Below are 24225 nucleotides of genomic sequence, written 5' to 3' on the forward strand. Positions count from 1 at the left end.
CCTTTATACGAATTCTCCGGTAGCTGTCCTTTCCGCGACCGCAGTGGCTGCCATGTGGTCCGCTTCCAAGGGGATGCTCAGCATTGAGCGGGGCTTAAACCGGGTATTTGGCCAGGAGAAAAAGAGAAACTATATCGTGACCAGGATCATCTGCGCCGGCTATACCATCATTTTTATGATCATCTGTCTCCTGACCCTTGTTCTGCTGGTCCTTGGAGGCACCATTCAGGGCTTTATGAACCGCCACTTTCCGCTTCTGGCCGAGATCACACAGTATGTTCTTACCTTTCGTACCATGCTCGTTTTCATGCTGACGATCTGCTTTGCTGTCCTTTATACTTATGTTCCGGAAAAAAAGCAGCATTTTTTAAGCCAGCTGCCCGGAGCCGCTTTTTGTACCTTGGGTTGGATCGCTTCTTCTTTTGCGTTTTCCATTTATTTTAATAATTTCGGCAATTACTCGGTCATGTACGGAAGCCTTACAGCCATTGTGCTGTTAATGCTGTGGATTTATGCCTGTATCTGCATCCTGTTTTATGGTGCTGAAATCAATTACTATTATTCCTTAAACTGGAAGGAGCATATGCGCTCCTAATCAAAAACCAGGGCTTGCAGAAAAAGGCAGCCCTGGTTTTTCATATTTACAGTTTTATTGTTCAGGTAAACAAAGGAGTGGATAAGTATCTGTCCCCAGTATCGGGAAGAATAACAACAATCCTTTTTCCGGCATATTCCGGACGTTTCCCAACTTCCCTTGCTGCCCATACGGCTGCAGAGGAGGAAATTCCCACTAAAATCCCTTCAGTCTGCGCGATTTCCTTTCCCGTCTCGTATGCATCTCCATTTTCTACCGATATGATTTCATCGTAAATATCTGTATTTAAGATCGATGGGATAAATCCGGCTCCGATTCCCTGAATTCCATGAGGTCCAGGATTTCCGCCGGAAAGAACCGGCGAGGCGGCTGGTTCTACTGCGATCACCTTTATCTCAGGATTTTTGCTTTTTAAATATTCTCCTGCTCCGGTAATGGTACCTCCGGTTCCCACACCAGCGATCAGAACATCGACCGTTCCATCGGTATCTTCCCATATTTCAGGGCCGGTGGTTTCATAATGAGCCCTGGAATTGGACGGATTATCAAACTGACCCAGAATAATGGAACCGGTTATTTCTGTTTGCAGTTCTTTCGCCTTTGCAATGGCGCCAGACATTCCCTTTGATCCTTCTGTCAATACAATTTCCGCTCCATAGGCCTTTAAAAGATTACGCCGTTCCACGCTCATGGTCTCCGGCATGGTAAGAATCGCTCTGTAACCTCTCATAGCAGCTATGCTCGCAATACCGATGCCCGTATTGCCGGAAGTCGGTTCTATGATCGTGGCGCCAGGCTTTAAGGTGCCGGACTTTTCTGCATCCTGAATCATATAGAGAGCCGCCCGGTCCTTCACACTTCCTGCCGGATTAAAATATTCCAGCTTTGCTATAATGACAGCCGCCACATGGTGCTTTTTACCATAATTGGAGAATTCTACCAGGGGTGTATGGCCGATCAGTTCTGATGCACTTTTCTTGATATTTTCCATATTCATCCTCTTTTCAACTGCGAACTATGCGTTCCCTTTTTATTTCAGCAGGGCAGGGTCTGAATCCTTCACTACATAGGGAGGAACAGGCCCGGCCATGGCTTTATGACAGCTCATACAGGCTGTAATACTTTTCTTTTAAGTACTGAATGAAATAATCCGGGGTAAAATCCTCTCCAGTAGTATCTTTTAATATCTCACGGCTGGTTTTCAGCTTACCAAACTTGTGGATATGTTCTCTTAAATAATCACTTATAACATCAAGCTTTCCACTTACAAGAAGCTGGTCAAAATCCATTTCTTTTCTCATATGGTAATATAGCTGTGCTCCAAAAGCATTTCCCAGGGCATAAGACGGGAAATAACCGATCAGCCCCTGAGACCAGTGGATGTCCTGCAGGATTCCCTCTGATGGATTTTCCGGGCGTACCCCAAGATATTCTTCATATTTATCTGCCCAGATTTCCGGAAGCTTCTTTAAGTCCACGTCTTCTTCCATAATCATTTTCTCAATTTCATAACGGATCATAATGTGAAGATTATAGGTAAGTTCGTCGGCCTCTGTCCGGATAAAGCTTGGCTCCACCTTATTAACTGCTTCCATAAACTTCTCAATGGAGATTTCCTTTAGTTTTTCAGGATAAAGTTCCTGAAGCTTTCCATAAAGAGGAGTCCAGAAAGCCTGGCTGCGGCCTATGATATTCTCAAAGAACCGGGACTGGGATTCATGCATTCCCATGGATGTCCCCTGCCCTACCGGTGTCTGGGTGATCTCATCACTGATTCCCAGTTCATAAATCCCGTGACCGGCTTCATGGATCACGGAGAACATGGCGTTATCCATCTTCTCCCGATAACTGGTAGTAATTCTCACATCGTGATTATGGAGATTTGTCGTAAACGGATGGGCGCTTTCTGCAAGCACACCCTTTGTAAAGTCAAAACCAACATATTCGGCGAGATAGTGTGCCATTTCTCTTTGTTTTTCCTCAGGATAACCGCCTGATAAAAAGGAATCATCAATGGTTTTTCCATTCTCCTTTATTTCTTTTAAAAGGGGAACGATTTCTTCTTTAAGCCGGCTGAAAAATTCATCCAAAAGCTCCATATTAAATCCTTTTTCAAACTCATCCAATATGACATCATAAAGCTTCTGGCCTTCCTTCTTCCGGTAAGAAGCAAATTTCTTTTTAAATCCGATAACTTTTTCAAGTGTCGGCGCAAAGGAATCAAAATCTTCCTCTTTTTTTGCCTTTGACCAGATTCTGGCTGCCTCGGCAATGAGCTGGGCATTTTCCCGGTACTCATTTGACGGAATGCAAACCAGTTCTTCTCTTGCCTCCTTCGCTCCCTTGACAATAGCCTGCTCCACATCGGACAGGCTCTTATCTTCCTCGCAGTCGGCAATGGCTTTTCCCATCTCTTCCCCTGTCATAACCCTGTAATATTCCTCAGAGAGTGCACCGATTACCCTTGAAGTGTAGGAACCGGCACCTTCCGGTGCAAGAGTTTCATTATCCCATTCAAAAAGAACAAGGGAAGTCTGAAGTGCCATCGTTTTTTCAAGTAAAGAGGACAAAATCTCATAAGATTTGCTCATAATCTGTTTCTCCTTTATTTCTACTAAGTAATGAGCCTGGTTTTTGAATCAAAATCAGGGACGCTCTGTATGAGTGTCTCCAGGCAGGATGAAAAAATACTTTTTAAACTATTATTTTCCGGTACCAAAAATGGAAGCTTCTTTAATATCAAGGGATTTAAGCCATTTTTTGACTTTTTCCTCCTGATATGCTTCAGCAGAAAAATCCTCAAGCTCCATATCAATAGGAATATCCGTTTTCATGGTCGCCAGGGTTTTAGAAAGCAGGGCTGCCTTTTCCCCGCACAATTCTTCTTCACTGGTCTTTGTCATCGCTTTATAAGGAGAACGGGTAATTCCCAATTCATTTTTCCAGAAATCCTGGAGTGCTTTCAGGCTCTTTTTATCAGGTTCGGCCTCGTGAATGGAACGGTATATCTCTTCCACTGTGCCGTATTCCCGAAGAAGCGGAGGCACCGCACTGCTGACTCCCTTTACTCCCGGGATATTATCAGAAGGGTCTCCCTGGATTCCCTTTAAATCTGCAATCTGCTCCGGCCGGACACCCTCTTCATTCAAAACCGTATCAGAGGTATATTCAAAAACCTTTTCAGGAAGGTTGACCTCATCTTTCTTTACACCGTAAAAAGAATAATATTTTTTGTACAGCTCGTCCGCTTTCTCCTGCCGCGACTGAACCATCCACGCACGGACATTGTATTCATCGTTCACCAGCTGAAGATAATCGTGGTCCTTGGTAAGAAGGATCATGGAAATCTCCTCCCGGAATTTCATGACCAGGCTTCCGGCATAATCATCCGCTTCATACTGTTCACTTAAAAGCACCTGAAAGCCCACGTCTTTTAAGATCTCTTCCATCAGGACAAACTGGCTTTTTAACGGCTCCGGAGTCGCTCCCCTGGTTCCCTTATAATCCGGGTACAGTTCTCTGCGAAATGTATCCCTGGTTTTATCAAATACAAAGGCTATGTGATCCGGCTGCTGCTTTTTCATCAGAGAGACTACCATCTTAAGCATACCGAAAATGGCGTTGGTATAAGTGCCATCTTTTGCATGGAGGATCTTATCATAATGCTTCTGTTTCTCCTCCTCTGACTTTGCAAACATAATCTCCCTAGGAAAAACCGCGTAGTAACAGGTCGACAGCATAGAGGAACCGTCAACGACTACAAATTTTCTTTCAGACATGTATTTCTCCATTTCTCCAAATCTTAACAAAATCAGGTAAAATAATTCTGCAGTTCTGTTTCATTTTTCGCGCCCAGGCGTTTCATGACTTCTTTTCGCTCCTGGGCAGATAATCCCTTCCACAGTTTTTGGACGCGAGGGTCCCCAAAACCGATGTATGGTACTCCATTCCGCTCGCATTCATAGGATGACAAGTAGTGATTGAGAGCACTCCATTCCACATAAAACGCATTGATGCTGCGGCTTAAAGAGCTTACTTTTACCATGATCCTTCCTCCCTGATAAATATATGCTATCCCGATCAGATATTCCCTTCCATTATACTCTGAATTTCCATTTATTCATAGTCCAATCATTAAGTTTTAAAATATAATTTTCCTCAAAAGACGTTGAACTATGTAGCAATAGGCTATATAATACAGATATCAAGTATAAAAAAAGGGAAGGTACTATCAGAAAATGGAAAAAGAGATCAGATGTCCGTATATTTTATTTAAAATTGCCGGTTCCCTCTATTGCATCAACAGTAAATACATATCAACCATTGTACAGCTGCCAAACTACAGCACAATACCGGCCGCTCCGGCCAATGTGACCGGAATGTTCAAATACCGGAACGAAGTCATACAAATGCTTGACTTACGGGTTACTTTTGGACTTAAATCCATTTCCGATGAGTGCAGGGATTTTGAAGATATGATTGATGCCAGAAAACAGGACCACATTAATTGGGTAAAGGAACTGGAGCGTTTTATTGATGAAGGCGGATCCTTCCACTTGGCAACAGATCCCCATCAGTGCGCTTTGGGAAAGTGGTATGACAATTTTAAAACCGACAACCTTTCCATCACCAATCATCTGCGAAAAATAGAGGAGCCTCATGAAAAGCTTCATATGGCTGCCGATGAAGCAGACCGCTGCAAAAAAGACTGCGATAACTGCCAGAAAGAGGAATGTCTCCTTAAGATTTTAAAACGGGTCAAGGAAGAATCCATGCCAACCATACTCAACCTTTTGGACCAGACAAAGGATTTATTCCGTTCAACGATTTACAAAGAGATGGTTCTTATACTGGATGGCATCCGATGGGGAATCGTGGTTGACGAGATCGTTTCCGTTGAAGAACTTGATGCGATTGCAGGCAGGGACCAGGATCCCATGGTAAGCCATTGTTCCTATATCGATCAGGTAATGGAAAGTCCTAAAAGCGAAGGTCTTATCTTCGAACTGAACACAAAGTCCTTATCAGCCAAATTAAAAGAACTGGAAGCTGCTTATTAATAGAGGATACCATATGAAAAGAGCCGGAAAAGTTACTGTTACACTTTTCCGGCTCTCCCAGTGAAAGCCCAGGTACTTCCCTGGACTGACCTTTCAGAAATACTTCTTATTGCCCCACAAATTACTCTTCTTTAAATCCAGATATTCATTGTAGGCCTTTTCCAATATTTGTTTTTCATTAGAAAACTTTAGAAGATGATACGCTTCATGGAACTTGTAATATCCTGAATCAATAAAATATTCTTCCCGCTGTGGTTTACTGTAATAGCTGTCGGCCATCATTAGATACCAGTGCACATCCTTCTCCACCATATCCTGAGGCGTGTTAAAAGAGTACTGGCTCTTACCAATGTATTTGATTATGGACGCACTTACGCCTGTCTCTTCCTTTACTTCCCGGAGAGCCGTCTCCTTATACTCTTCACCCGCTTCTACTGTTCCCTTTGGCAAAACCCAACCTTCATACTTATTTTTGTAATTCTTATATAAAACCAGAATTTTACCTCGAAAAATAACCACACCGCCACAACTCGTTGCTTCTATCATTGCAATTCCTCCAGAGTGAAACCGTAACTCCCATAGGAAGCCCGGTTTTGGTGTGTCACACAGACTGGCTCTAGTATACCTCTTTTTGGATTCATATGCAAGTGCGTAATTATTGTAAACAACTAGCATTCTTTTTATTGTTTGGAAAAATATACATCAAAAAGAGCTCTGGCAATCGGAGCTGCTGCCTGCCCGCCTGAGCCGGCCTCTTCTGCAATTACACTTATAACGACTCTTGGATGCTCTGCCGGAGCAAATCCTACAAACCATGCATGGGTTTCCTTACCTTTTTCAAATTCCGCAGATCCGGTCTTTCCGGCTACCGTATAGGCATCGGTCCTAAGGGCGGAGCCTGTTCCCTCTGTTACAACATCCCGCATAAACTCGGTTAATTCAGAAGCTTCCACAGCAGTCATTAGACTCGTATAGGACTGAGGCATGAATTTCTTAATAACATCTCCCCCTGCGTTTTCCACCCGGTCAATAAAATATGGCTTCATAAGAGTTCCGCCGTTGGCAATGGCAGCAACAATCATGGCATTATGAATAGGCGTGATCTGAGTCTGGCCCTGTCCTATGGCGGTCTGAAGGATCTGCCACGTATCAGCACCGCCTCCCATGGTATAGGAGCTTTTACTGCTTGCAATGGATAAGTCCAGATCCGTATTAAACAGAAGCTGGTCCGCAGTATTCTTTAACCCATTTAAGTCCAGCTGCAAACCAAGATTGGAAAAAGCTCCGTTACAGGAATTTGCAAATGCCTGTTCCAGATTTTGATGTCCATGGACTGTCTCATGGTAACACCGGATGGTATAATCCCCATTTTTATAAATCCCTTTGCAGTCAAAGGTATAATCCTTATAATTAGACGGATTTTCCTTTATATATTCCAATGCCGTAATTATCTTAAAGGTGGACCCCGGAGGATAAAGTCCCTGAGTCGCACGGTTTAATAACTGTCCGGAAGTGTTCTCCTCCGCCACCAGATGACTCCAGTCTGCAGCCAGGGTATTAGGGTTATAATCCGGCTTGGATACCATGGCAAGGATCTTGCCGGTATCCGGCTCCATCACTACCACCGCCCCTTTTCGCTTACCTAAGGCATCATAAGCCGTCTTTTGAAGATCCACATCAAGAGTAGAGACAACACTGTCCCCCTGATTCTTCTTGCCGGACAGCTCATTTGCCACCTGCTCTACAATATTTACATGGCTTGTCAGGAGGTAGAAATTAGCCAGGGCTTCCAGACCGGTCTTTCCATTGGTGGAATATCCCACCGCATGGGCAAACAGCGAATCATAGGGATAAACTCTTGTTTCCTTTCCCTCTCCATCCATCTCAGTCCTTGCAAGGATCCTGCCGTCACTGCTGTAGATTTCTCCGCGTACCACCCGGTCGGCAAAGCTGTCAAGTCTGGCATTATAGGAATTATTGATCACACTGTCGCTTTTCACAAGCAAAAAGTAACCAAAATAAGCCGCAAGCCCTACAAAAAGTAGTACGACCCCATAGGTAAGTATCAGGATATGGTGATTTGCTTTTGGATTCGGGTTAGCCTTCATATTTTTCTTCTTCCTCTTCATTGCGTTTGAGTATATAAAGTCCCTGGATGATTCCAAAGATGATAAAGGTGCTTAGGATGGAGCTTCCTCCATAACTGACTAAAGGAAGCGTTACTCCTGTGGAAGGGATAAATTTCGTTACTCCCCCCACAGTTAAAAATACCTGAATGATATAAATCGTTCCAAGGCCAAATGCAATCAGCTTATAGAATACCGCCTGCATCCGGCTGGCAATCATCATGAACTGTAAAAAGCATCCCAGACAGATAAGAAGGACGCACAGGGCAAAGATGCCTCCCAATTCTTCCGAGATCGCTGAAAATATAAAGTCCTTTTCTACCACCGGGATCCTTCTTGGCATCCCACGGTACAGCCCCATACCAAACCAGCCTCCGGTTCCAATGGCAAACAAAGACTGGGTAATCTGGTATCCTTTCCCTGCAATATCCGACCAGGGATTTAACCATGCCGATACTCTGGTCCTTACATGCCCGAACAGCTGATAGGCCAGCATGGAGGCAAGAGCCCCTCCTCCGGCCCCGGCCAGAAGATACCGCCATTTTCCTGTTGCCACAAAGAGCATGAAAACATAAGTTACAAAGAAAATGAGGGCGCTTCCAAGATCTTTGGACGCCACCAGAATGAGCACATGAAGGGCCGCCACCGAAGTAACAATAAGAACTGTCTTTATACTGGTGGAGCGGTAAAACATAGTGGCTACAAAAAAGACATAAATGATCTTTACAAATTCCGTGGGCTGGAAGGAATAACCTCCAAACTCCAGGGAAAGCTGGGCGCCGTAGCTGCTGGTTCCGGCAAGACATACAATTCCCAGGAGAAGAATTCCTCCAATTCCATAGACCCATGGAATCTTACTTAACTGCCATACTCTGTCAATGACAAAGGGGATGACAAATGTCACCACAGCCGCGGCAGCAACAATGACAAACTGCTTCATGGCCCGTTCAAAAGAAAGCCTGGTCAGCATAATAAAGCCTATGGTAAGGAGCATGCACATATTATTGACCAGCAGCCTGGATACCTTGCGGTAAATCAGCCGGTACAGGAAAAGGTAACTGAAAAAGAAGATTACCTGGGCCACGTAAAATACCAGCATCTTTTCATCCTCTGTCTCCAGCCAGATGACCAGATAGGCAAGCAGATGAATGAGAAACATAGCAAAATTCTGGCGTCTGCAAATCTTCCTTTTCCTGATTTCATCCGGAAAGGAAAAAAAACGAAAATTCAAATATGTGTATAATGCAATCAACAGTATCATCAGATATCTGGAGACGTCAATAATCAGATTAATCATATGTCACCTACTCTACACCGCGTTTGAAATGACCCCTTGTGAATTCTTCAAACGGCAACTTTGCTTCTCTTCCGTAAAGGAATCCGTCAGAAAAGCTTTGTATCACCGCTTTTGTCTGTGCTTTGTTCTCTGTTGTGAACTGAAGCCGTAACCATGAGGGAGATAATCCCTTTACCGCCTCTTCTAAGCCAAGAAGGGAGACGGCCGCTGAATTATAAATAGAATTATAACAGAAAGCACAATGGTTTTTTACAGGAAATGCTTTCCCCATCCGGTCCTTTAATGTCAATACGACCGGTGTTTTGTCACATTGCTCCATACCCTGATGAAGGCACTGGGCGGTCACCATCATAGGCAGCCGGCCGTATGCCAAAAGCTCCCCAGGAACTTTTAGTTTTCCCAAATCCCGGCTGTTTAATTCTACCGGCCAGGTAAGCTCGTCCGCTCCCAGCTCTTTTAGCATCTCCTGGGCATAATTGTTCATCCCATACATGCCAAAATCAAATACCAGGGTACCCTTGACTTCTTTCTCTTTTAAATAACCGGTTTCCTCCAGAGAACGGATCAGAAATCCGTCAAATGCAGCGGCTTTCAACTCCGTTAAATGTTTATCAAAGAACTGTTCTGCCCTGATCCTGAAAATATGAGGCATGGTAAGCATACACTCCTTACCGGCCCTGTGACATGCTTCCACAGACGCTTTCCATTGTTCCGGCTTAAATTCTGCAGCATCAATATAAATTCTTTTTACATCAGTGCTGGAAACCGCTTCTTCCAAGCAATCCGGCCGCTCCAGAGAAACCGTAAGTTTTGGGACTTCCGACTCAGACTTTCGGCTATAAACAGCGTCTTCTACATCTTTCACCGGTTCTGCCTGCCTGTTCTCCTTGTAATCTTTTAGAATCTCATATTCCAAGGCTTCCAATCCGCGCCTGCGCAGATCATTAAGAGTCTGAACCGGCAGGAATATGTTCCCCTTTATCTTAATATCAAGATTTTCGAAATAAAAAGGTGTATTTCCGGTTTTATCCAGCTGTTTCCTTACCTTTTCCTCTGTTACAGGCTGATTTTGAGCGGTCTGCACGATCTCGCCTGCGACAGCGGCATTATGACCGCAGGCACTTAACCGCAAAGAAGCCATTTGTCCTTCTTCCAGAAGTGCGGTACCAGCCACTGGCTCTCTTACCTGTTTTTCTACAAAGTTTTTATCTAGGAAATCAAACAATTCCTGATTGCCTTCCCGAAAAGCAGGCTTTTCTTTCCAGACCACCATATCCCGGCCATTTTGGCGCTTGTAGTATCCTTCGGTCTGACCTCCCCGGTCAAATAGATCCAGAAGGATTTTTTTATCCTGCGCTTCGACCCGGTATCCCTCTCTTCCTTTAGCCAGATAAAGGTCCGCGTACTTTCGGTAAATGCTCACGACTCCAGCCGTATACCTTGGACTCTTCATCCTTCCTTCAATTTTCATGGAATAGACTCCGGCTTCTATCATGTCCGGAATGATATCCAAAGTGCTCAAATCCTTGAGACTGAGGCAATAACGGTCATCTTTTCCTCCAAGAACCTGGCCTTCCCGTTTCACCTCGTAGGGCAGGCGGCAGGTTTGGGCACATCTTCCCCTGTTTCCGCTTCGCCCTCCTATGAGGCTGCTGAATAAGCATTGACCGGAATAGCAGTAGCATAATGCGCCATGTACAAAACTCTCGATCTCTACATCCACCTGATCATGGATCTTTGCAATCTCCTTCAAGGATAATTCCCTGGCAGTAACAACCCGGTCAGCTCCTAAGTCTTTTAAAATCCTGGCCCCATAAGCGCCGGTAATGGTCATCTGAGTACTTGCATGAATGGGAAGTTCCGGAAAATTCTCCCGGATAAACCGGAAGGTTCCCATATCCTGTACGATGACTGCATCCAGGCCCTGCCTGTAATATGGAACAAGATAATTGTAAAGCTCCCCTATCTCCTGCTCCTTCATCAGTGTATTAACGGTCATGTACAGCTTTCGCCCATGAAGGTGGACGTAATCAATAGCTTCCAGCAGCTTGTCCTCTTCGGGATTTTCCGCAAAAGCCCTTGCCCCAAACCGGCTGCCGCCCATATAGACCGCATCGGCGCCTGCCGCCACCGCTGCCTTCATACTTTCAAACGATCCTGCCGGAGCAAGAATTTCAACTGCTTTCTTCACAAGTTCCTCCTGTTTACCCTTTATTGATGAAAGAGAGGATGTCACGGCCCTGCCGCCCAACATCCCCTCCTGACTTATTCTTTCTTACCGGAATCCGCAGATTTCCTGGTTTCCACCAGCTCCAGCTTTGCCGACTCAAGCTTCATCTGAGTGGCTACAAGTTCATGCTTTAAGCTATAGATCTCCTTCTCCATCTCCGCCTTCTGCTGCTCCAGCCTGGCAGTCTGTTCTCTGGCCTTGAAATAATCATCCGCCATATTTAACTGAATCATGATATTTTGATATTCTGCGCTCTGCTTCGTGAACCCTTCCTGATGCTTCAGCGTTATAATCATCTCATTGATGTAGCTTGCCAGGCGGTGGATATAACTTTCTTCCTCACTTCCGCCCAAAGCATAAATCTTGCCATCTATTAAAACTTCTGTACTGCGTTTGGAATCCATGCTGTTCTCTCCCTGTTTCATTTGCTCCTTTTTACTATAACATATTTTGTACAGATAGAAAAGCCCTGCCTGCATACCTTTATGTCCAAAAAGTACGGCTGAATAATAGGAAAGTTCTATAATTCAGGCAGATCATGATCCCAAGGAGATTCCAAGATGTTCGTATGCCCGTTCCGTGGCAACACGCCCTCTGGAGGTGCGGTTAATAAAGCCGTTCATCAGAAGATACGGTTCATAAACATCTTCCAGCGTCCCGGCATCCTCTCCCAGAGAAGCAGCCAGGGTATCCAGTCCTACCGGACCGCCGGCAAATTTCTCAATCATTGTGGTCAGGATCGCCCGGTCATTATAATCCAGGCCAAACTTATCCACATCTAAAATGTCCAGGGCAAAATCCGCCACTTCTTTTGTAATAACACCGTTGTACTTTACCTGGGCGAAATCCCGAACTCTCTTTAACAGGCGGTTGGCCAGCCTTGGGGTTCCTCTGGATCGCTTGGCAATCTCTGCCGCCCCATCTTCCTCGATTTCCACCTGTAAGACCCTGGCGGAACGGCAAACAATAATCTTTAGCTCCTGCGGCGTATAAAATTCCAGCTTCTGCACCACACCGAACCGGTCTCTTAATGGAGCGGTTAAAAGCCCCGCTCTGGTAGTCGCGCCCACTAAAGTGAATTTAGGAAGATCCAGTCTTATGGATCTGGCAGAAGAATCCTTTCCCAGCATGATATCTATGGCAAAATCTTCCATGGCTGGATACAAAACCTCTTCTACCTGGCGGTTTAAGCGGTGGATCTCATCCACAAACAGCACATCCCCTTCCTGGAGATTGTTCAGTATGGCGGCCATCTCTCCCGGTTTTTCGATTGCAGGTCCTGATGTGACCTTCATGTTGACGCCCATTTCATTGGCAATGATCCCTGAAAGAGTCGTCTTTCCCAGGCCGGGAGGCCCGTAAAATAAAACATGATCCAGGGATTCCCCCCTGGCTTTGGCGGCATCAATGTATACTTTTAAATTGGTACGTATCTTTTCCTGTCCAATATACTCAGCAAGACACATGGGCCTTAAGTTTGGTTCTATTCTTTTATCTTCTTCTGTTATCTCTGTGGTTATAATTCTACGTTCCATCTCTGCCTTTACCCGTTATATTATATAAATGCCAGATGCTTTAAGGAGGCCTTAAGCACATCTTCCACCGTCATGGATTCCGTCACTTCCACCTGACGAACCGCCTTGCCCGCCTCAACTGCGGAATATCCCAGAGCCGCCAGCGCTTCCATGGCTTCTCCTGCTACCCCGCCGCCGGATAAAACAGGCCCATTCCCCTGTTCCGCAAACCCGGAAGGGAGAATTCCAGCGATATCAATCTTATCTTTTAAGTCCAATATAATCCTCTGAGCAGTCTTTGCTCCAACCCCCGGCGCTTTGGATATGGCTTTGGCGTCTCCTGAAACAATGGCCCTTCTTAAATCATCCGGATCAAGGGCCGAAAGAATTCCCAAGGCTCCTTTGGGACCGATCCCGTTCACACTTATGAGCTGCTTAAACATCAGCAGATCCTGACGGTTTAAGAAACCGTAGAGGCACATGGCATCCTCTCTTACCTGAAAATATGTATACAACTTAGTATCTGCGCCGATTCCCGGCATATTTTGAATCACGGATATGGGAACATGTATCTCATATCCCACGTTCCCGCTCTCTATAACAACGGTATCTTCAAATAGTTCAACCAATGGCCCTTTTACGAAAGAAATCACGACCTCTGTCTCCTTTTGTTATGCTGGAAATCTTATCTTTATTATTTATCATAGCATACAGCCAGTTCTTATGCAAGCGGATAGTCGAACAAATATTCTGTTTCCGTTGACGGACCGGCGCCTTTCCGCTATAATATTGGGAGAGAAAATACCCTGCGGGTATCCTCATACACCCGGTAAAGCGGGGTTTGCCCTGTTCAAAAAACATGGACAGTACTAAGGAAAGGGCGGAATCATACATGATCACCTTACAGAAAACCATTGCATTTCATGAGACATATCCCTTTGGCCGGATCGGCCGGAAAGAGGATCTGCTGTTCTTTGATATAGAAACCACAGGCTTCTCCGGGGCGTATTCTACCCTTTATCTGATCGGGTGTGTTTATTACAGAAACGGCTGTTGGAACCTGGTCCAGTGGTTCGCTGACACCCTGGATTCGGAAAAAGAAGTGCTTTATACCTTTTTTAAATTCTTAGAAAATTTTACAACAGTCATACATTTTAACGGGGATGGTTTCGATATTCCCTATCTTTTGAAGCGCTGCCTTGCCCATGGCATGCCTTATAATTTTTCCAGTGTGGAAAGCCTGGATATTTACAAAAAAATACGCCCTTACCGGGGGCTTCTTGGACTTCCTTCCATGAAGCAAAAAGCCATTGAGGAGTTTTTAAAAGTTGAGCGGAAGGATCTTTATTCCGGCGGGCAGCTGATCGAAGTTTATAAAGATTATCTTATTTCCCATGATAAATTTCTATTTGATCTTTTAATATTACATAATGAAGATGATTTAAAAGGAATGCCGCTGATCCTCCCTATCTTGAATTACCCGGACTTTTTAGAGCACAGCTTTCTCCTTGAACATCAGGAGTTTTTAAGCCAGGAGGACATCTTCGGCCGGGAATTCCACTCTTTACGGCTTACCTGCAAAAATGGATTTGCCGTTCCTGTTGGATTTTCCAAATCCAATTCCCTGGTCTCCATGGAGGCGGAAGGAGAACACCTGACCATAACCATAGACCTCTATGAGGGTGAATTGAAATATTTTTATCCTGATTATAAAAATTACTATTATCTGATTTATGAAGACAAGGCCATTCACAAAAGTGTGGCGGAATATGTGGATAAGGAAGCCCGGATAAAAGCTACGGCTAAGACATGCTACACACGCAGGGCCGGCTGTTATCTTCCCCAGTTTTCCTCCTTGTGGACACCCAGCCTGCAAATGGAATTCAAGGATAAGATCACTTATGTCTCCTATGAACCGGACTTCTTTGAGGATGGTGAAAAGCTTCGTATTTACGTCCGTCACCTGTTGGATACCCTGTGCCGTTAATTTAAAATCATTTTCCTTGGTTTCCGGCACTTTAGGGAATGCTTTCTGGACACGTCTTATATATGAAGCATTTATTTAAATCAATGTTGAACATTTGGATGTTTTAAGGGAAGCCAAATGACTTCCCTTAAATGATATCTAAAGCCTTATTTTTCTTATTCTCCAAATTACTCCTGTGTTTGGTAAATAAATATCTTGCATATCTAAATCAGCGATCGCCATATCCGATATATACATTGAATGATCAGGTCCGAAAACAACATCAGTGGGCCTGCTCAACCCCCTTTCTTCCGGAAATCCTGATTTGTTGATAGCAAATGTCGCTATTTCTCCATTAACAACATTAACTTTCAACACCCTATGTCCTACACCTGAACGTATATTATCGCTAGGCTCTTCGTAATGGATTCCACCAAAACACGCAATGTAAATATCGCCAATCAGTCCAAAATCTGATGACTCGTTAAAATCAAATCCCATTATATTGGATCCCGACGGAAAAACTGCAATTGGTGTCGGCGGTATGGATGGAATGGTATGAAGCAATGGTTCCGGTTTTCTGCCTCTGATCGGAGTAAACCTGGGCAATGTCACAGGAACTCCTCCTGTGTAATCTGGCCAGCCATACCACGCACCTATATTTAACAAATGCAATTCATCTAATGCATTGGCAATCGGTCTGCTTCCTCTTGCATCCATTCCCTGGTTTGATATGATCAGCCGTTTCAAGGCATCAAATTTCATACAAAACGGATTACGAAGCCCCCATGCAACCTGTTCTATACCAGATCCATCCATATTTGCCCTTAAAACACTGCCAGAGGCTAAAGTTCTGCCTTCTTTTACTTGATATTGTTGAATATTGGGAACTCCAAAAGGGGAAAAAGATCCGGTAACAGCCGTCCTCATGGCTGGTATCAATATATTTTCAGTTTCAAAATTAGTGTAGTTAAGAAATATATAGGTACCTGGATAATCATGTAATTGAGGATGCTCATGAACCCAGCTATTATCCAGTCCTACTACACCGGAATTCGTTGTTGTTCCCTGTCCAAAATATATTTTCTCATCTATACCAAACTCAACGCGGTTGTTACTGAAATCTCCATTGCTTGGCAAGCCGCTTATAATATCCTGTCTTGTACCATCCGGACTAAGAACAGATACAACACCTTTATGCGATACATAAATATATCCATTTTTATAATTGATACCAGTTAAGGGGACATTAAATCCCTCGGCTACAACATCTATGATTCCATCACTAATACGTATAACTTTAGGATTCATTGTAGCCATTCCGGAATCAGCAATTAACATATCACCCTTTTCTGTAAAAACCATACCAATGGGTGCATTTAATCCCTGAGCAAATACTTCTATTTGATAACCTACAGGAACACTTATTCTATCTGGATCAAGCTCCCTCTGTTTATATGGAGCTTGCTGCATGCATGACCACTGCAGGTGCTTGTTCACAGCGAAATTCACCTTAGATCTCCGCTTATATATATTATTTACAATATATGATAACTATAAAAGTATAGTGACCGTTCTGTACTAGATATTCATCGGTAGGTTTCCCGGATTTTGCCGGCCTTCCCGGTAATTTGGTCCATCAATTCTCGTATTATGAAAGCTAGTAATCTCCTTTTTTCAATAAATGTCTGATATAAGAAAATGTCCTTTTCTCCCCTTGGTTTTTTAACATCAAAAGAAGCTCCTCCAACAAATTTCTTGTCTCAGGGGCAATGACCATGTAGCTTTTCGCGTGCATGTAATATTCCCAAGGCGATGCGTCGGTGTAATCCTTGCCCTTATAGGTTTTCGATGCCGCAATCCGATCCATCATCATTTCGATGACATAGTTTAGGGGCATCTTATGGCCTACCAGACCCTCTGACATATCTGTGGTAAAGTCGATCCAGTATTCGTAGTGATGCTTGTTGCGGCCTTTATGGTGGAGCCAGGCTCTTGAAAAACCCTTGTCCTCTCTTTCCGCAGCATTGGGGCTTCTGGTCCCCTGGTAATAAAGAACGCCTGGAACAAACTCTTCCAGACTGTATTTAGACAAATCATGAAGCAGTCCCTGCTTAATAAGACCCACACGAAAACAGTTTTTCATGACTCTGATCTTATGTATATTGATTGTGCAAAAATGACCCCACAAATTCATAAATTTCATTGCATTCACCTTTTTATCCTTGCAAAAGAATCTTTTCCCATTTTACCACAAATTTCTCCTATTTCACTACTTATTTCCCCTTTATTTTTTAATGAAGATTTCTTGATTTTTAAGACGGAAAATGTTTGACACCTCTCCCTTTTTATGCTATTCTTAGGGAGGTTACAGATATCCTGTAACAGTACAATTTTTATTTTTTATTCATTTTGGAGGTATCATAATGAAAGGTACAGTTAAGTGGTTTAACAACCAAAAGGGTTACGGATTTATTTCCGACGAACAGGGTAACGATGTATTTGTTCACTACTCAGGTCTTAGCATGGACGGCTTCAAATCCTTAGATGAAGGCGCTGCGGTAGAGTTCGATGTTGTAGACGGAGCTAAAGGACCACAGGCTACAAACGTTACCAAATTATAATCATTGACTTATCAGTGTACCTTTTTTCAATATACAGGAAGAAGTTATATTGTTTCACATGATTACGATTAGAGCCATCCACCGGATGGCTCTTTTTGATTTCCTTGTCTTACGACTTATCGCGCAGACTTTCTAAATCTTCTACTGTAAACTCATAATTTTTATTACAGAAATGGCAGTTCACCTCAATGCTCTCCCCATCGTCAATCATTTCCTGAAGTTCTTTTCTTCCGATGCTGATCAAGGCTTTTTCCACCCTGGCTTTATCACAGTTGCAATAAAAGCGGGTAGGAACCTGCTCCATCAGTTCCAGGCCAAACTCTCCAAGGATATGTTCAAGGATCATTTCCGGTGTATATCCCTGATCCAAAAGATCTGTGATCGAGGTGATTTCTCCCAGCTTTTTCTCCAATCCTCCAATGATCTCCTCAGAGGCTCCCGGCAGGAGCTGAAGGATAAAACCGCCAGCCTGTTTTACGGTATTGTCCCTGTTCATTAAAACGCCCAGTGCCACCGATGAAGGCGTTTGCTCAGAAGAAGCATAGTAATAAGTCAGATCTTCTGCAATCTCACCGCCCACCAGTATGGTCTGTCCAACGTAAGGCTCCTTGAGTCCGATATCTTTAATTACACTTAATACTCCTTCTCCAACTGCACCGCCTACATCCAGCTTTCCTGCCTGATTGGGAGGAAGCATGACGCCAGGATTGTAGACATAGCCTTTCACATTTCCTTTAGAATCTGCAGTCACCGTAAGGCCTTCCATAGGGCCGCTTCCTTGGATCTTTAGGGTCAGTAAATCATCTTCCCCCTTCATCATAATGCCCATCATGCTTCCCGCAGTTAAAAGCCTGCCTAAGGCAGCCGTAGCTATAGGGCTTGTATTATGAGCTTGTCTTGCCTGTTCTACCAATTCTCTGGTAGTAGCTGCAAAAGCACGGATCTGATGATCCCCTGCCGTAGCTCTGACAATATAATCAGCCATTTTATAATTCCTTTCCGCATTCTCTTGCTATAATATAAATTCTTTCACTGGTATCCTTTACGGGAGCTTTGGTGAAAGCATCAAAAGCTGCCACAAAATCCATGCCGGCCTCTTTTATCGCCATCTTTACCTCCTCCAGGGAATATGCTCTTTGATAATGATTCTCCGTATATTTCCGGTATAAGTCTTCCTCCTGCCTGATAAACAGGGAAAGGTCATATTCATTGATCCTGGATTCCTTATCATAATAATTATCCCAGATAAAGCTGCATTCCTCCCGGTCCTCCGCAATGGTAGAGTCCCCCATAAGGGCTTCATATTTATATATAGTGTTCAGATCAAATATAAAAATTCCTCCTGGATCCAGATAATTGTTTACCAACCGGAACACTTCCGCCAAATCCTCATATTCCAGAATATAATTCATACAGTCACAAATGCTTATAACAGCCCGCACCGTGCCATAAAGTTCAAATTCCCTCATATCCTGCATAAGATAAAGGATGTCTTTTCCTGACTTTTCCCGTTTTTCCATGGCTATCTGCAGCATGTCTTCGGAGTTGTCCACTCCTATCATATCATACCCCCGGTCCGCAAGAAGCTCCGTAAGGCTTCCCGTACCGCATCCCAGGTCAAGAATCAAGCCTTCCCTGATTCCATATTCATTCAGCAGACCGGTTACGTATTCACACCAGTCCTTATATGGAATATTGTCCATAAACCGGTCATAGACCTCTGCAAAGCTAGTGTACGCTTCCATTCACAGTTTCCTCTTTCCTGCCCATGTTCTTTGGGCATTAAGGTATACCCGAAGGGTGTTTCCTCTTTCCTGCCCATGCTTTTTGGGCATTATTAAGGTATCCAAAAACAAAGCAGGTAACTCATAAAGAGGTACCTGCCTTCCTGTCTCTTTATCCTGCTGCCAGGGCAGCATTGGATTATTGGTTGGATCCGCAGCACTTTTTATACTTCTTGCCGCTGCCGCATGGACATGGATCGTTTCTTCCAACCTTTGCTCCCTTAACAATGGTTCCAGAAGCTTTCTGCTTTTTATAAAGCTCTTTTTTCTTTTCTTCTGACAGTATTGCATCCCACTCCGGAAGACTATACAGCCATTCTGCTTTAGCCTCTACCATATTATAATACAGCTTTTCCGGATCGATCTCTATTTTTACCACGGTCTGCTCGTCCATGGTCTCAATAGGATTCTCATATCCCTTTAAGCTTTCATTGATTCCATCTAAAAATCCGGTCATCGTCTGGACGTCTGTACCATATCTCTTTGCCAGATCCTCTACCGTTCCCTCAACCGCTTCCTCTGGTTTGGAAAGAATATGCTCATAGATTCCCTTTTCTACTTTGAAATACTCGGTCCATAATTCTTCTTTTCCTTTATCATCCAGCCCATCGCCGTATGCCAAGTTTCTCCAATTTTCTAAAATAGCCATGTTCAAACCATCCTTTTGTCTGTTATTCTCATGAAGGCAATGAGCCAAGATCAAGCAAACTTGACTTTGGCAACTGCCAACGGAGTCAAATGGCCCCTGGCTTGCTGCAAGGTATTTGACTTCCAGTAGTACTCCAACAAACAGTATATAACATCTTTAAATATTTTGCAAAATGTTTTTTCTTATTTTACAATTCTCTGCATCTCTTCCTATGCATTTATGTTCTTTTACAGCCTATTCCTGCTTAAATCCAGAAGCTTCATCATTAGATTCACACTTCCAACATTGTAGCCGCTACATCCGTAGACCGCCTTTAAGCCAGGATCCGTAACAATTAAAAGAGGCAGCTTCTCCGGATCCACATACATTCTTCTGGCCAGTGGTTCTACCGTATCATCAAAGCTTATGTAACCCACCTTTATTTGAGGAATTGCTTCCAGAACTTTACTGATGGTCCGGTTCTGTAATGACATTTCACTTTGCAGCAGGAAAATGATCTGGGCATCAAGGGATTCCAAGGCTTCCTTCTGTTCCAGCATTTCGTTTAGAACGTGCTCGGTTGGTTCCTGGCCCTCAGACAGGATAGCAAGTATATTGCTCTTTCCTTCCATAAGCACTGATGCCGGAACCGTCTTCTCTTTCTCATTTTCCTCTTTTACGGTTACTTCGAAATCATCCAGCATGTTATCAACCAGCATATCATCCAGGCTTCCGGCGCGCAGGCGCATGGTCACAGACTTTTCTTCATCCTTTTTTAATTCAAAAACATACTCGCTGGCGTTCTGGTTCCCGCTGGGAAGGCGGACGGAGGTGATCAGACGGTAGATACCAGGCTCTAAGTCCAGCTCTAAAACGCCGCCGGAAAATTTCACGCCGGTATAATCAAGAGACACAAACTGACCCTCTTTTAGCCTTCCAATGGTCCATGTCTGGTAATAGGTCCACAGATTGTCTGTTTCTCCATAAAGTACCAGTTTTCCTGACTCTTCGGTCCTGTCTTTTACGATCTCATCCGCTCCCGATATTGATACGAATCTTCCTGCCTCATAAACCTCAGCTTCCAGATTCACCGGGTTGATCCGGGCCGGAATGCCAAACGTCCTGCAGATAGAGACAAATAAAATCTTCTGGCTAAGGGGATTGCTCTGTAAAAGCTTAAGGCTTCCTGCCGGAGTGGAGCAAATCGTCTTGTAGTCCAGCTTCGATTCAAAACTAATATGCTGCTTCACATATTCCCAAATGGTTTCAGGATTTTTACGGAATGCTTCCTTTTCGTCCTCATTGAAAAATCCCTCAATAAATCCCCTGTAATCGGTCATTTCTTCCAGCAAAACTCTCGGACAAAGAATGTATTTTACATAAATATCCAGATGTCCATTCTCCTCCCACTTCTTACGATAAGGGGCAGCCCCTGTAAGATGGCTTTCCAGAATCTCTGCCCTGGCATCCTTATAATCTTTTACAGTCAGGCTGTTAAGCATGGGTCTACGGTCCGGATTTTGATCCTTGGAAAGAAATTTGTAAATCTCGTCAAAGTTACCGGCAGACAACCGGAGGATCTCTGTTTCATCAGGATATGAGGAAGCCTCTTCCGTCTTAAAGTACCCTGCGATCCTGCCTTCCCGCATCTGATTAGCCTCTTGGATTCGTTTTCTGTTTCTTTCCTTTTGTTCCTTTGTAAGCTTCACCGGATTTACGGGGTAATCCTTTGGAGCGCTGACGTCCGCATCCACCCAGGCATTTATTCCTGATTTCTCCTCTTCCTTCTTTAACACCAGAACCGTTTCATCTTCATCCTCCGGAGAAATCCACGCCTCGCAGCATAACCCTTCCTTCATTGCACGGACATGGACATCTCCAAGACCAACGGTAAGGGAAGCCTTTCCATTCCTGTCTGTATATAAGTTTACCACGCTGCAGTATTCCGCCATGTTAAGAATCTCAAAAGAAACCTGGACATTCTCTGCTGGGTTTTTATCCTCATCAAGGACCTGGATCTCATAAGATTTGGTCAGGGCATAGGTTGCAGTCCCATTATAATAAACCATTAAATCTTCCTTCCCCAGGCATTCCGTCACCGAATCACCGGAATAATCGGAAAAGGTTCTGGTGTGTACCAGCAATGCCCTGGAGGAAGCATTGGTAAACCACCCCTTATCCAGCACTTCTTCCGGCTCGCAGGCTCCCAGGAAATGCCACTTTCCCTCCACAAACACTTCAACCCATGCATGATTGTCATCACAATGAGCCCATCTGGGGGTATACACCTGTCTGGCAGGAATTCCCACACTCCGGAAAGCTGTTACAGCAAACGTGGATTCTTCCCCGCATCTGCCCTTCCCGGATTTATACACAGTCACAGGAGATATGGTTCTGTTGTCTGAAGCCTCATAGGTTCCATTCTCCGCACACCAATAATTGATTTCCAGCACCGCTTCCCTTACGGAAAGCCCTTTGATCCGGTCAATCAATTTGTCATAGAAAAATCTCCGGCAGTCTTCGATATTCTCCGTATTGATCCTGTAATATAAAATATGATGGAGGAACATATCTTCCGGAATTTCCTGACACCATTCCATTTGTTCATAAACCATGATGGAATGCCTGACAAATCCAAGAAACACGTCAAAATCATACTCCCCGGCATCCCGTAAGGGCATTGTCCCATATAAAAATTTTATGAGTACCTGTTCTATGGGAGTACACCGTTCCATCGCCCTTTCGATCTCTTCCTTAAGACCTCCAAGAAAGGGAAGTCTAAGCTCATATTTTTCCTGGGCATATCTCTGCAAATGTTCTGAAAACATGACTATATTCTCCTTTGCGAAATCAATTAATTATTTTCTGACCCAGACAGTCCGGCCGAAGTTACTGAATGGTAACTCCTGCAGAGTAAAGCTTCCTGGCTGTAGCCTCATCAGGCATGGAGTCCGTGATGATTCCGTCTATATCATCAAAATGAGCAAATTTATAGGAATCATTAAAATAAAACTTATCCTTTTCCATTACCAGATATTTGTGCCTGCTGCTGGCAATGGCCGCCTTTTTTGTCAGACCATCCTCCACTCCTAAGGTGGTAATGGAGTTGTCCGTAAGGTCCAGGCCGCAGGTCCCGATGAAGGCCCTGTCAAAGCTGTACTGTTTTATGATCTCAATGGCAGCTGCCCCCATAAAGCCGTTTACCGTGCGGTACATGATTCCTCCGGTCCCAATGGAGGTAATATCCGGATTTACTGCCAGTGTCTGCATAATATCGATCATGTTCGTCACCACGGTCAACCGTTTGTGGGATTTGGCAAGCCGTTCCGCCACCATGATATTCGTGGTGGAAATATCCAGAAATATGGTTTCATTGCTCCTGATCAGTTCAAAAGCCTTCTGAGCAATTAAATTCTTTTTTTCAATATTCGTGTCTCTCCGGTCAATCACATCCCGTTTCAGAGGATAATCCTGGGATAATAAGGCTCCGCCATAGGTCCGTTTCAGCTTTCCGGCATTTTCCAGGTTTTTTAAGTCCTTTCGTATGCAGTCTTCTGTCACCTGAAAAAGGGCGCTTAAATCCTTTACTTTCACCATGCCCTGATCGTGAAGAAGTTGTAAAATCCTGTCTAAACGTTCTTCCGTAAACATGCTTTCTCCTCCATCAGCCTTTTTGCCCGGCGAATCTGTTCCTCTTCTGTACGGAAAATATCATACTCCCCAATTCCCGGTATTCCCATATTTACATTTTCCTTCCGGTAGATCATGCCGCTGTCTACGATTGTCTTTCCAGACATGTGAAAACACCGGGCATCTATCTCATCCATAAGGCAGGCAATGGCATCTACATTGACTCCGCTGCCTACCAAAATGTCGATCTGGCCAGCCGCCTGCCCCATCAGTTCCCCTAACAGTTTTTTTCCTTCCATGCAGGTATTCTGCTGTCCGGAGGTCAGTATGGTATCCACCCCTGCCTCAATGGCCTCTTTTAAGCTTCTGTAAGGATCCCGGCATACATCAAAGGCTCTGTGCAGGGTCATATTTCCCGTTCCCGCCTTTTCTCTGAGCACTTTTAGCCGTTCCATGTCAAGATCCCCGTCCGGTTTTAAAAATCCCACGACAATCCCATCGGCGCCGAGATCCCGAAACATCTGCGCATCCTCTGAGATCATCTGAAATTCATGATCTGTATACAGAAAATCTCCATACCGGGGCCGTATCAGAACGTTGATTGGAACATCACAGGCTTTGCGGATCTGATTAAACTGACTAACGCCAGGGGTCGTTCCCCCAATCACCAGATTTGCACAGAGCTCCAGCCTGTCGGCTCCTCCCTGTACCGCTGCTTTAGCGGATTCTACAGAATCCACACAGACCTCCAAGATATAGTCTTTCATTATT

23 protein-coding genes are annotated in these 24225 nt (G+C 44.2%); 4 read left to right on the plus strand and 19 right to left on the minus strand.

The window, feature by feature from the left end; translation table 11 throughout:
• Positions 1-595: YihY/virulence factor BrkB family protein (locus RT269_RS14725; protein WP_313183657.1), on the plus strand; the 595-nt coding region annotated here is incomplete at its 5' end.
• 61 nt (positions 596-656) lie between these two features.
• Here the strand turns inward: RT269_RS14725 and cysK are convergent.
• The 4 genes from cysK to RT269_RS14745 all read right to left on the minus strand — a co-directional run bounded on the left by cysK (position 657) and on the right by RT269_RS14745 (position 4640).
• A complete protein-coding gene (gene cysK / locus RT269_RS14730) occupies positions 657-1586 on the minus strand; it encodes a cysteine synthase A (RefSeq protein ID WP_313183659.1) in 930 nt (309 codons plus the stop codon).
• Positions 1587-1689: 103 nt separating this feature from the next.
• Complete coding sequence (locus tag RT269_RS14735) at positions 1690-3186, minus strand: carboxypeptidase M32 (protein ID WP_313183660.1); 1497 nt, start codon at positions 3184-3186, stop codon at positions 1690-1692.
• Between the two features lie 111 nt (positions 3187-3297).
• Entirely contained in the window at positions 3298-4374 is a 1077-nt protein-coding gene (locus tag RT269_RS14740) for a 5'-3' exonuclease (protein ID WP_313183662.1), read from the minus strand.
• Positions 4375-4406: 32 nt separating this feature from the next.
• Positions 4407-4640 carry a hypothetical protein gene (locus tag RT269_RS14745; protein WP_025233331.1) on the minus strand — a complete coding sequence of 78 codons (234 nt, stop codon included), beginning with the start codon at positions 4638-4640 and terminating at the stop codon, positions 4407-4409.
• A 193-nt stretch (positions 4641-4833) separates the two neighbouring features.
• Here RT269_RS14745 and RT269_RS14750 point away from each other — a divergent pair, with 193 nt between their 5' ends.
• Entirely contained in the window at positions 4834-5655 is an 822-nt protein-coding gene (locus tag RT269_RS14750; RefSeq protein ID WP_313183663.1) for a CZB domain-containing protein, read from the plus strand.
• A 93-nt stretch (positions 5656-5748) separates the two neighbouring features.
• Here RT269_RS14750 and RT269_RS14755 read toward each other — a convergent pair whose 3' ends face one another.
• The 7 genes from RT269_RS14755 to ruvA all read right to left on the minus strand — a co-directional run bounded on the left by RT269_RS14755 (position 5749) and on the right by ruvA (position 13475).
• Positions 5749-6201 (minus strand): NUDIX hydrolase, encoded by a 453-nt coding sequence (locus RT269_RS14755; protein ID WP_002603763.1) that lies wholly within the window; start codon positions 6199-6201, stop codon positions 5749-5751.
• A 134-nt stretch (positions 6202-6335) separates the two neighbouring features.
• Positions 6336-7763, minus strand: coding sequence for a peptidoglycan D,D-transpeptidase FtsI family protein (locus tag RT269_RS14760; protein ID WP_331664164.1), 1428 nt, complete (start codon positions 7761-7763; stop codon positions 6336-6338).
• On the minus strand, positions 7753-9078 hold the full coding sequence (locus tag RT269_RS14765; protein WP_313183667.1) for an FtsW/RodA/SpoVE family cell cycle protein: 1326 nt from the start codon (positions 9076-9078) through the stop codon (positions 7753-7755). The genes RT269_RS14760 and RT269_RS14765 overlap by 11 nt, the downstream gene beginning before the upstream one ends.
• A 7-nt stretch (positions 9079-9085) precedes the next feature.
• On the minus strand, positions 9086-11221 hold the full coding sequence (locus tag RT269_RS14770; protein WP_313183729.1) for a U32 family peptidase: 2136 nt from the start codon (positions 11219-11221) through the stop codon (positions 9086-9088).
• Positions 11222-11343: 122 nt separating this feature from the next.
• Positions 11344-11712 carry a cell division protein ZapA gene (locus RT269_RS14775; protein ID WP_025233336.1) on the minus strand — a complete coding sequence of 123 codons (369 nt, stop codon included), beginning with the start codon at positions 11710-11712 and terminating at the stop codon, positions 11344-11346.
• A gap of 132 nt (positions 11713-11844) precedes the next feature.
• Positions 11845-12843 (minus strand): Holliday junction branch migration DNA helicase RuvB, encoded by a 999-nt coding sequence (ruvB, locus tag RT269_RS14780; RefSeq protein ID WP_313183669.1) that lies wholly within the window; start codon positions 12841-12843, stop codon positions 11845-11847.
• Positions 12844-12863: 20 nt separating this feature from the next.
• Complete coding sequence (ruvA, locus tag RT269_RS14785) at positions 12864-13475, minus strand: Holliday junction branch migration protein RuvA (protein ID WP_313183671.1); 612 nt, start codon at positions 13473-13475, stop codon at positions 12864-12866.
• A gap of 239 nt (positions 13476-13714) precedes the next feature.
• Here ruvA and RT269_RS14790 point away from each other — a divergent pair, with 239 nt between their 5' ends.
• On the plus strand, positions 13715-14809 hold the full coding sequence (locus RT269_RS14790) for a ribonuclease H-like domain-containing protein (RefSeq protein WP_313183673.1): 1095 nt from the start codon (positions 13715-13717) through the stop codon (positions 14807-14809).
• A gap of 138 nt (positions 14810-14947) precedes the next feature.
• Here the strand turns inward: RT269_RS14790 and RT269_RS14795 are convergent, their stop codons facing one another.
• Positions 14948-16288: a PQQ-dependent sugar dehydrogenase gene (locus RT269_RS14795; RefSeq protein ID WP_313183674.1), complete on the minus strand. Its 1341-nt coding sequence runs from the start codon at positions 16286-16288 to the stop codon at positions 14948-14950.
• Positions 16289-16448: 160 nt separating this feature from the next.
• Positions 16449-16994, minus strand: a complete 546-nt coding sequence (locus tag RT269_RS14800; RefSeq protein WP_313183676.1) for a DUF5662 family protein — start codon at positions 16992-16994, stop codon at positions 16449-16451.
• Positions 16995-17214: 220 nt separating this feature from the next.
• Between RT269_RS14800 and RT269_RS14805 the strand changes: the two genes are divergently transcribed.
• A complete protein-coding gene (locus tag RT269_RS14805) occupies positions 17215-17412 on the plus strand; it encodes a cold shock domain-containing protein (protein ID WP_025233342.1) in 198 nt (65 codons plus the stop codon).
• 109 nt (positions 17413-17521) lie between these two features.
• Here RT269_RS14805 and hslO read toward each other — a convergent pair whose 3' ends face one another.
• From hslO to RT269_RS14835, 6 genes are all read right to left on the minus strand, one after another.
• Positions 17522-18397: an Hsp33 family molecular chaperone HslO gene (gene hslO / locus RT269_RS14810; protein WP_313183677.1), complete on the minus strand. Its 876-nt coding sequence runs from the start codon at positions 18395-18397 to the stop codon at positions 17522-17524.
• 1 nt (position 18398) lies between these two features.
• On the minus strand, positions 18399-19157 hold the full coding sequence (locus RT269_RS14815; protein ID WP_313183679.1) for a class I SAM-dependent DNA methyltransferase: 759 nt from the start codon (positions 19155-19157) through the stop codon (positions 18399-18401).
• 178 nt (positions 19158-19335) lie between these two features.
• A complete protein-coding gene (locus RT269_RS14820; RefSeq protein WP_313183680.1) occupies positions 19336-19845 on the minus strand; it encodes an SEC-C metal-binding domain-containing protein in 510 nt (169 codons plus the stop codon).
• A 227-nt stretch (positions 19846-20072) separates the two neighbouring features.
• Positions 20073-22652, minus strand: coding sequence for a transglutaminase-like domain-containing protein (locus RT269_RS14825; protein ID WP_313183681.1), 2580 nt, complete (start codon positions 22650-22652; stop codon positions 20073-20075).
• Between the two features lie 61 nt (positions 22653-22713).
• Complete coding sequence (locus RT269_RS14830) at positions 22714-23475, minus strand: DeoR/GlpR family DNA-binding transcription regulator (RefSeq protein ID WP_092250318.1); 762 nt, start codon at positions 23473-23475, stop codon at positions 22714-22716.
• Entirely contained in the window at positions 23454-24221 is a 768-nt protein-coding gene (locus RT269_RS14835; RefSeq protein ID WP_313183683.1) for a copper homeostasis protein CutC, read from the minus strand. The genes RT269_RS14830 and RT269_RS14835 overlap by 22 nt, the downstream gene beginning before the upstream one ends.
• Between the last annotated feature and the right edge of the window lie 4 nt (positions 24222-24225).

Origin of the sequence: Lacrimispora sp., from assembly GCF_032078915.1 — a bacterium.
In the GTDB taxonomy this organism is placed as follows: domain Bacteria; phylum Bacillota; class Clostridia; order Lachnospirales; family Lachnospiraceae; genus Lacrimispora.

Bases quoted from the DNA above. Each gene is read 5' to 3' on its own strand.
- RT269_RS14740 (WP_313183662.1), bottom strand. From the start codon at position 4,374: ATGTCTGAAAGAAAATTTGTAGTCGTTGACGGTTCCTCTATGCTGTCG.
- ruvB (WP_313183669.1), bottom strand. From the start codon at position 12,843: ATGGAACGTAGAATTATAACCACAGAGATAACAGAAGAAGATAAAAGA.
- RT269_RS14820 (WP_313183680.1), bottom strand. From the start codon at position 19,845: ATGGCTATTTTAGAAAATTGGAGAAACTTGGCATACGGCGATGGGCTG.
- RT269_RS14755 (WP_002603763.1), bottom strand. From the start codon at position 6,201: ATGATAGAAGCAACGAGTTGTGGCGGTGTGGTTATTTTTCGAGGTAAA.
- RT269_RS14750 (WP_313183663.1), top strand. From the start codon at position 4,834: ATGGAAAAAGAGATCAGATGTCCGTATATTTTATTTAAAATTGCCGGT.
- RT269_RS14775 (WP_025233336.1), bottom strand. From the start codon at position 11,712: ATGGATTCCAAACGCAGTACAGAAGTTTTAATAGATGGCAAGATTTAT.
- hslO (WP_313183677.1), bottom strand. From the start codon at position 18,397: ATGGCTGATTATATTGTCAGAGCTACGGCAGGGGATCATCAGATCCGT.
- RT269_RS14735 (WP_313183660.1), bottom strand. From the start codon at position 3,186: ATGAGCAAATCTTATGAGATTTTGTCCTCTTTACTTGAAAAAACGATG.
- RT269_RS14825 (WP_313183681.1), bottom strand. From the start codon at position 22,652: ATGTTTTCAGAACATTTGCAGAGATATGCCCAGGAAAAATATGAGCTT.
- RT269_RS14790 (WP_313183673.1), top strand. From the start codon at position 13,715: ATGATCACCTTACAGAAAACCATTGCATTTCATGAGACATATCCCTTT.
- RT269_RS14835 (WP_313183683.1), bottom strand. From the start codon at position 24,221: ATGAAAGACTATATCTTGGAGGTCTGTGTGGATTCTGTAGAATCCGCT.
- RT269_RS14770 (WP_313183729.1), bottom strand. From the start codon at position 11,221: ATGAAGGCAGCGGTGGCGGCAGGCGCCGATGCGGTCTATATGGGCGGC.
- RT269_RS14805 (WP_025233342.1), top strand. From the start codon at position 17,215: ATGAAAGGTACAGTTAAGTGGTTTAACAACCAAAAGGGTTACGGATTT.
- RT269_RS14765 (WP_313183667.1), bottom strand. From the start codon at position 9,078: ATGATTAATCTGATTATTGACGTCTCCAGATATCTGATGATACTGTTG.
- RT269_RS14760 (WP_331664164.1), bottom strand. From the start codon at position 7,763: ATGAAGGCTAACCCGAATCCAAAAGCAAATCACCATATCCTGATACTT.
- RT269_RS14800 (WP_313183676.1), bottom strand. From the start codon at position 16,994: ATGAAATTTATGAATTTGTGGGGTCATTTTTGCACAATCAATATACAT.
- RT269_RS14745 (WP_025233331.1), bottom strand. From the start codon at position 4,640: ATGGTAAAAGTAAGCTCTTTAAGCCGCAGCATCAATGCGTTTTATGTG.
- RT269_RS14815 (WP_313183679.1), bottom strand. From the start codon at position 19,157: ATGGAAGCGTACACTAGCTTTGCAGAGGTCTATGACCGGTTTATGGAC.
- cysK (WP_313183659.1), bottom strand. From the start codon at position 1,586: ATGGAAAATATCAAGAAAAGTGCATCAGAACTGATCGGCCATACACCC.
- RT269_RS14830 (WP_092250318.1), bottom strand. From the start codon at position 23,475: ATGTTTACGGAAGAACGTTTAGACAGGATTTTACAACTTCTTCACGAT.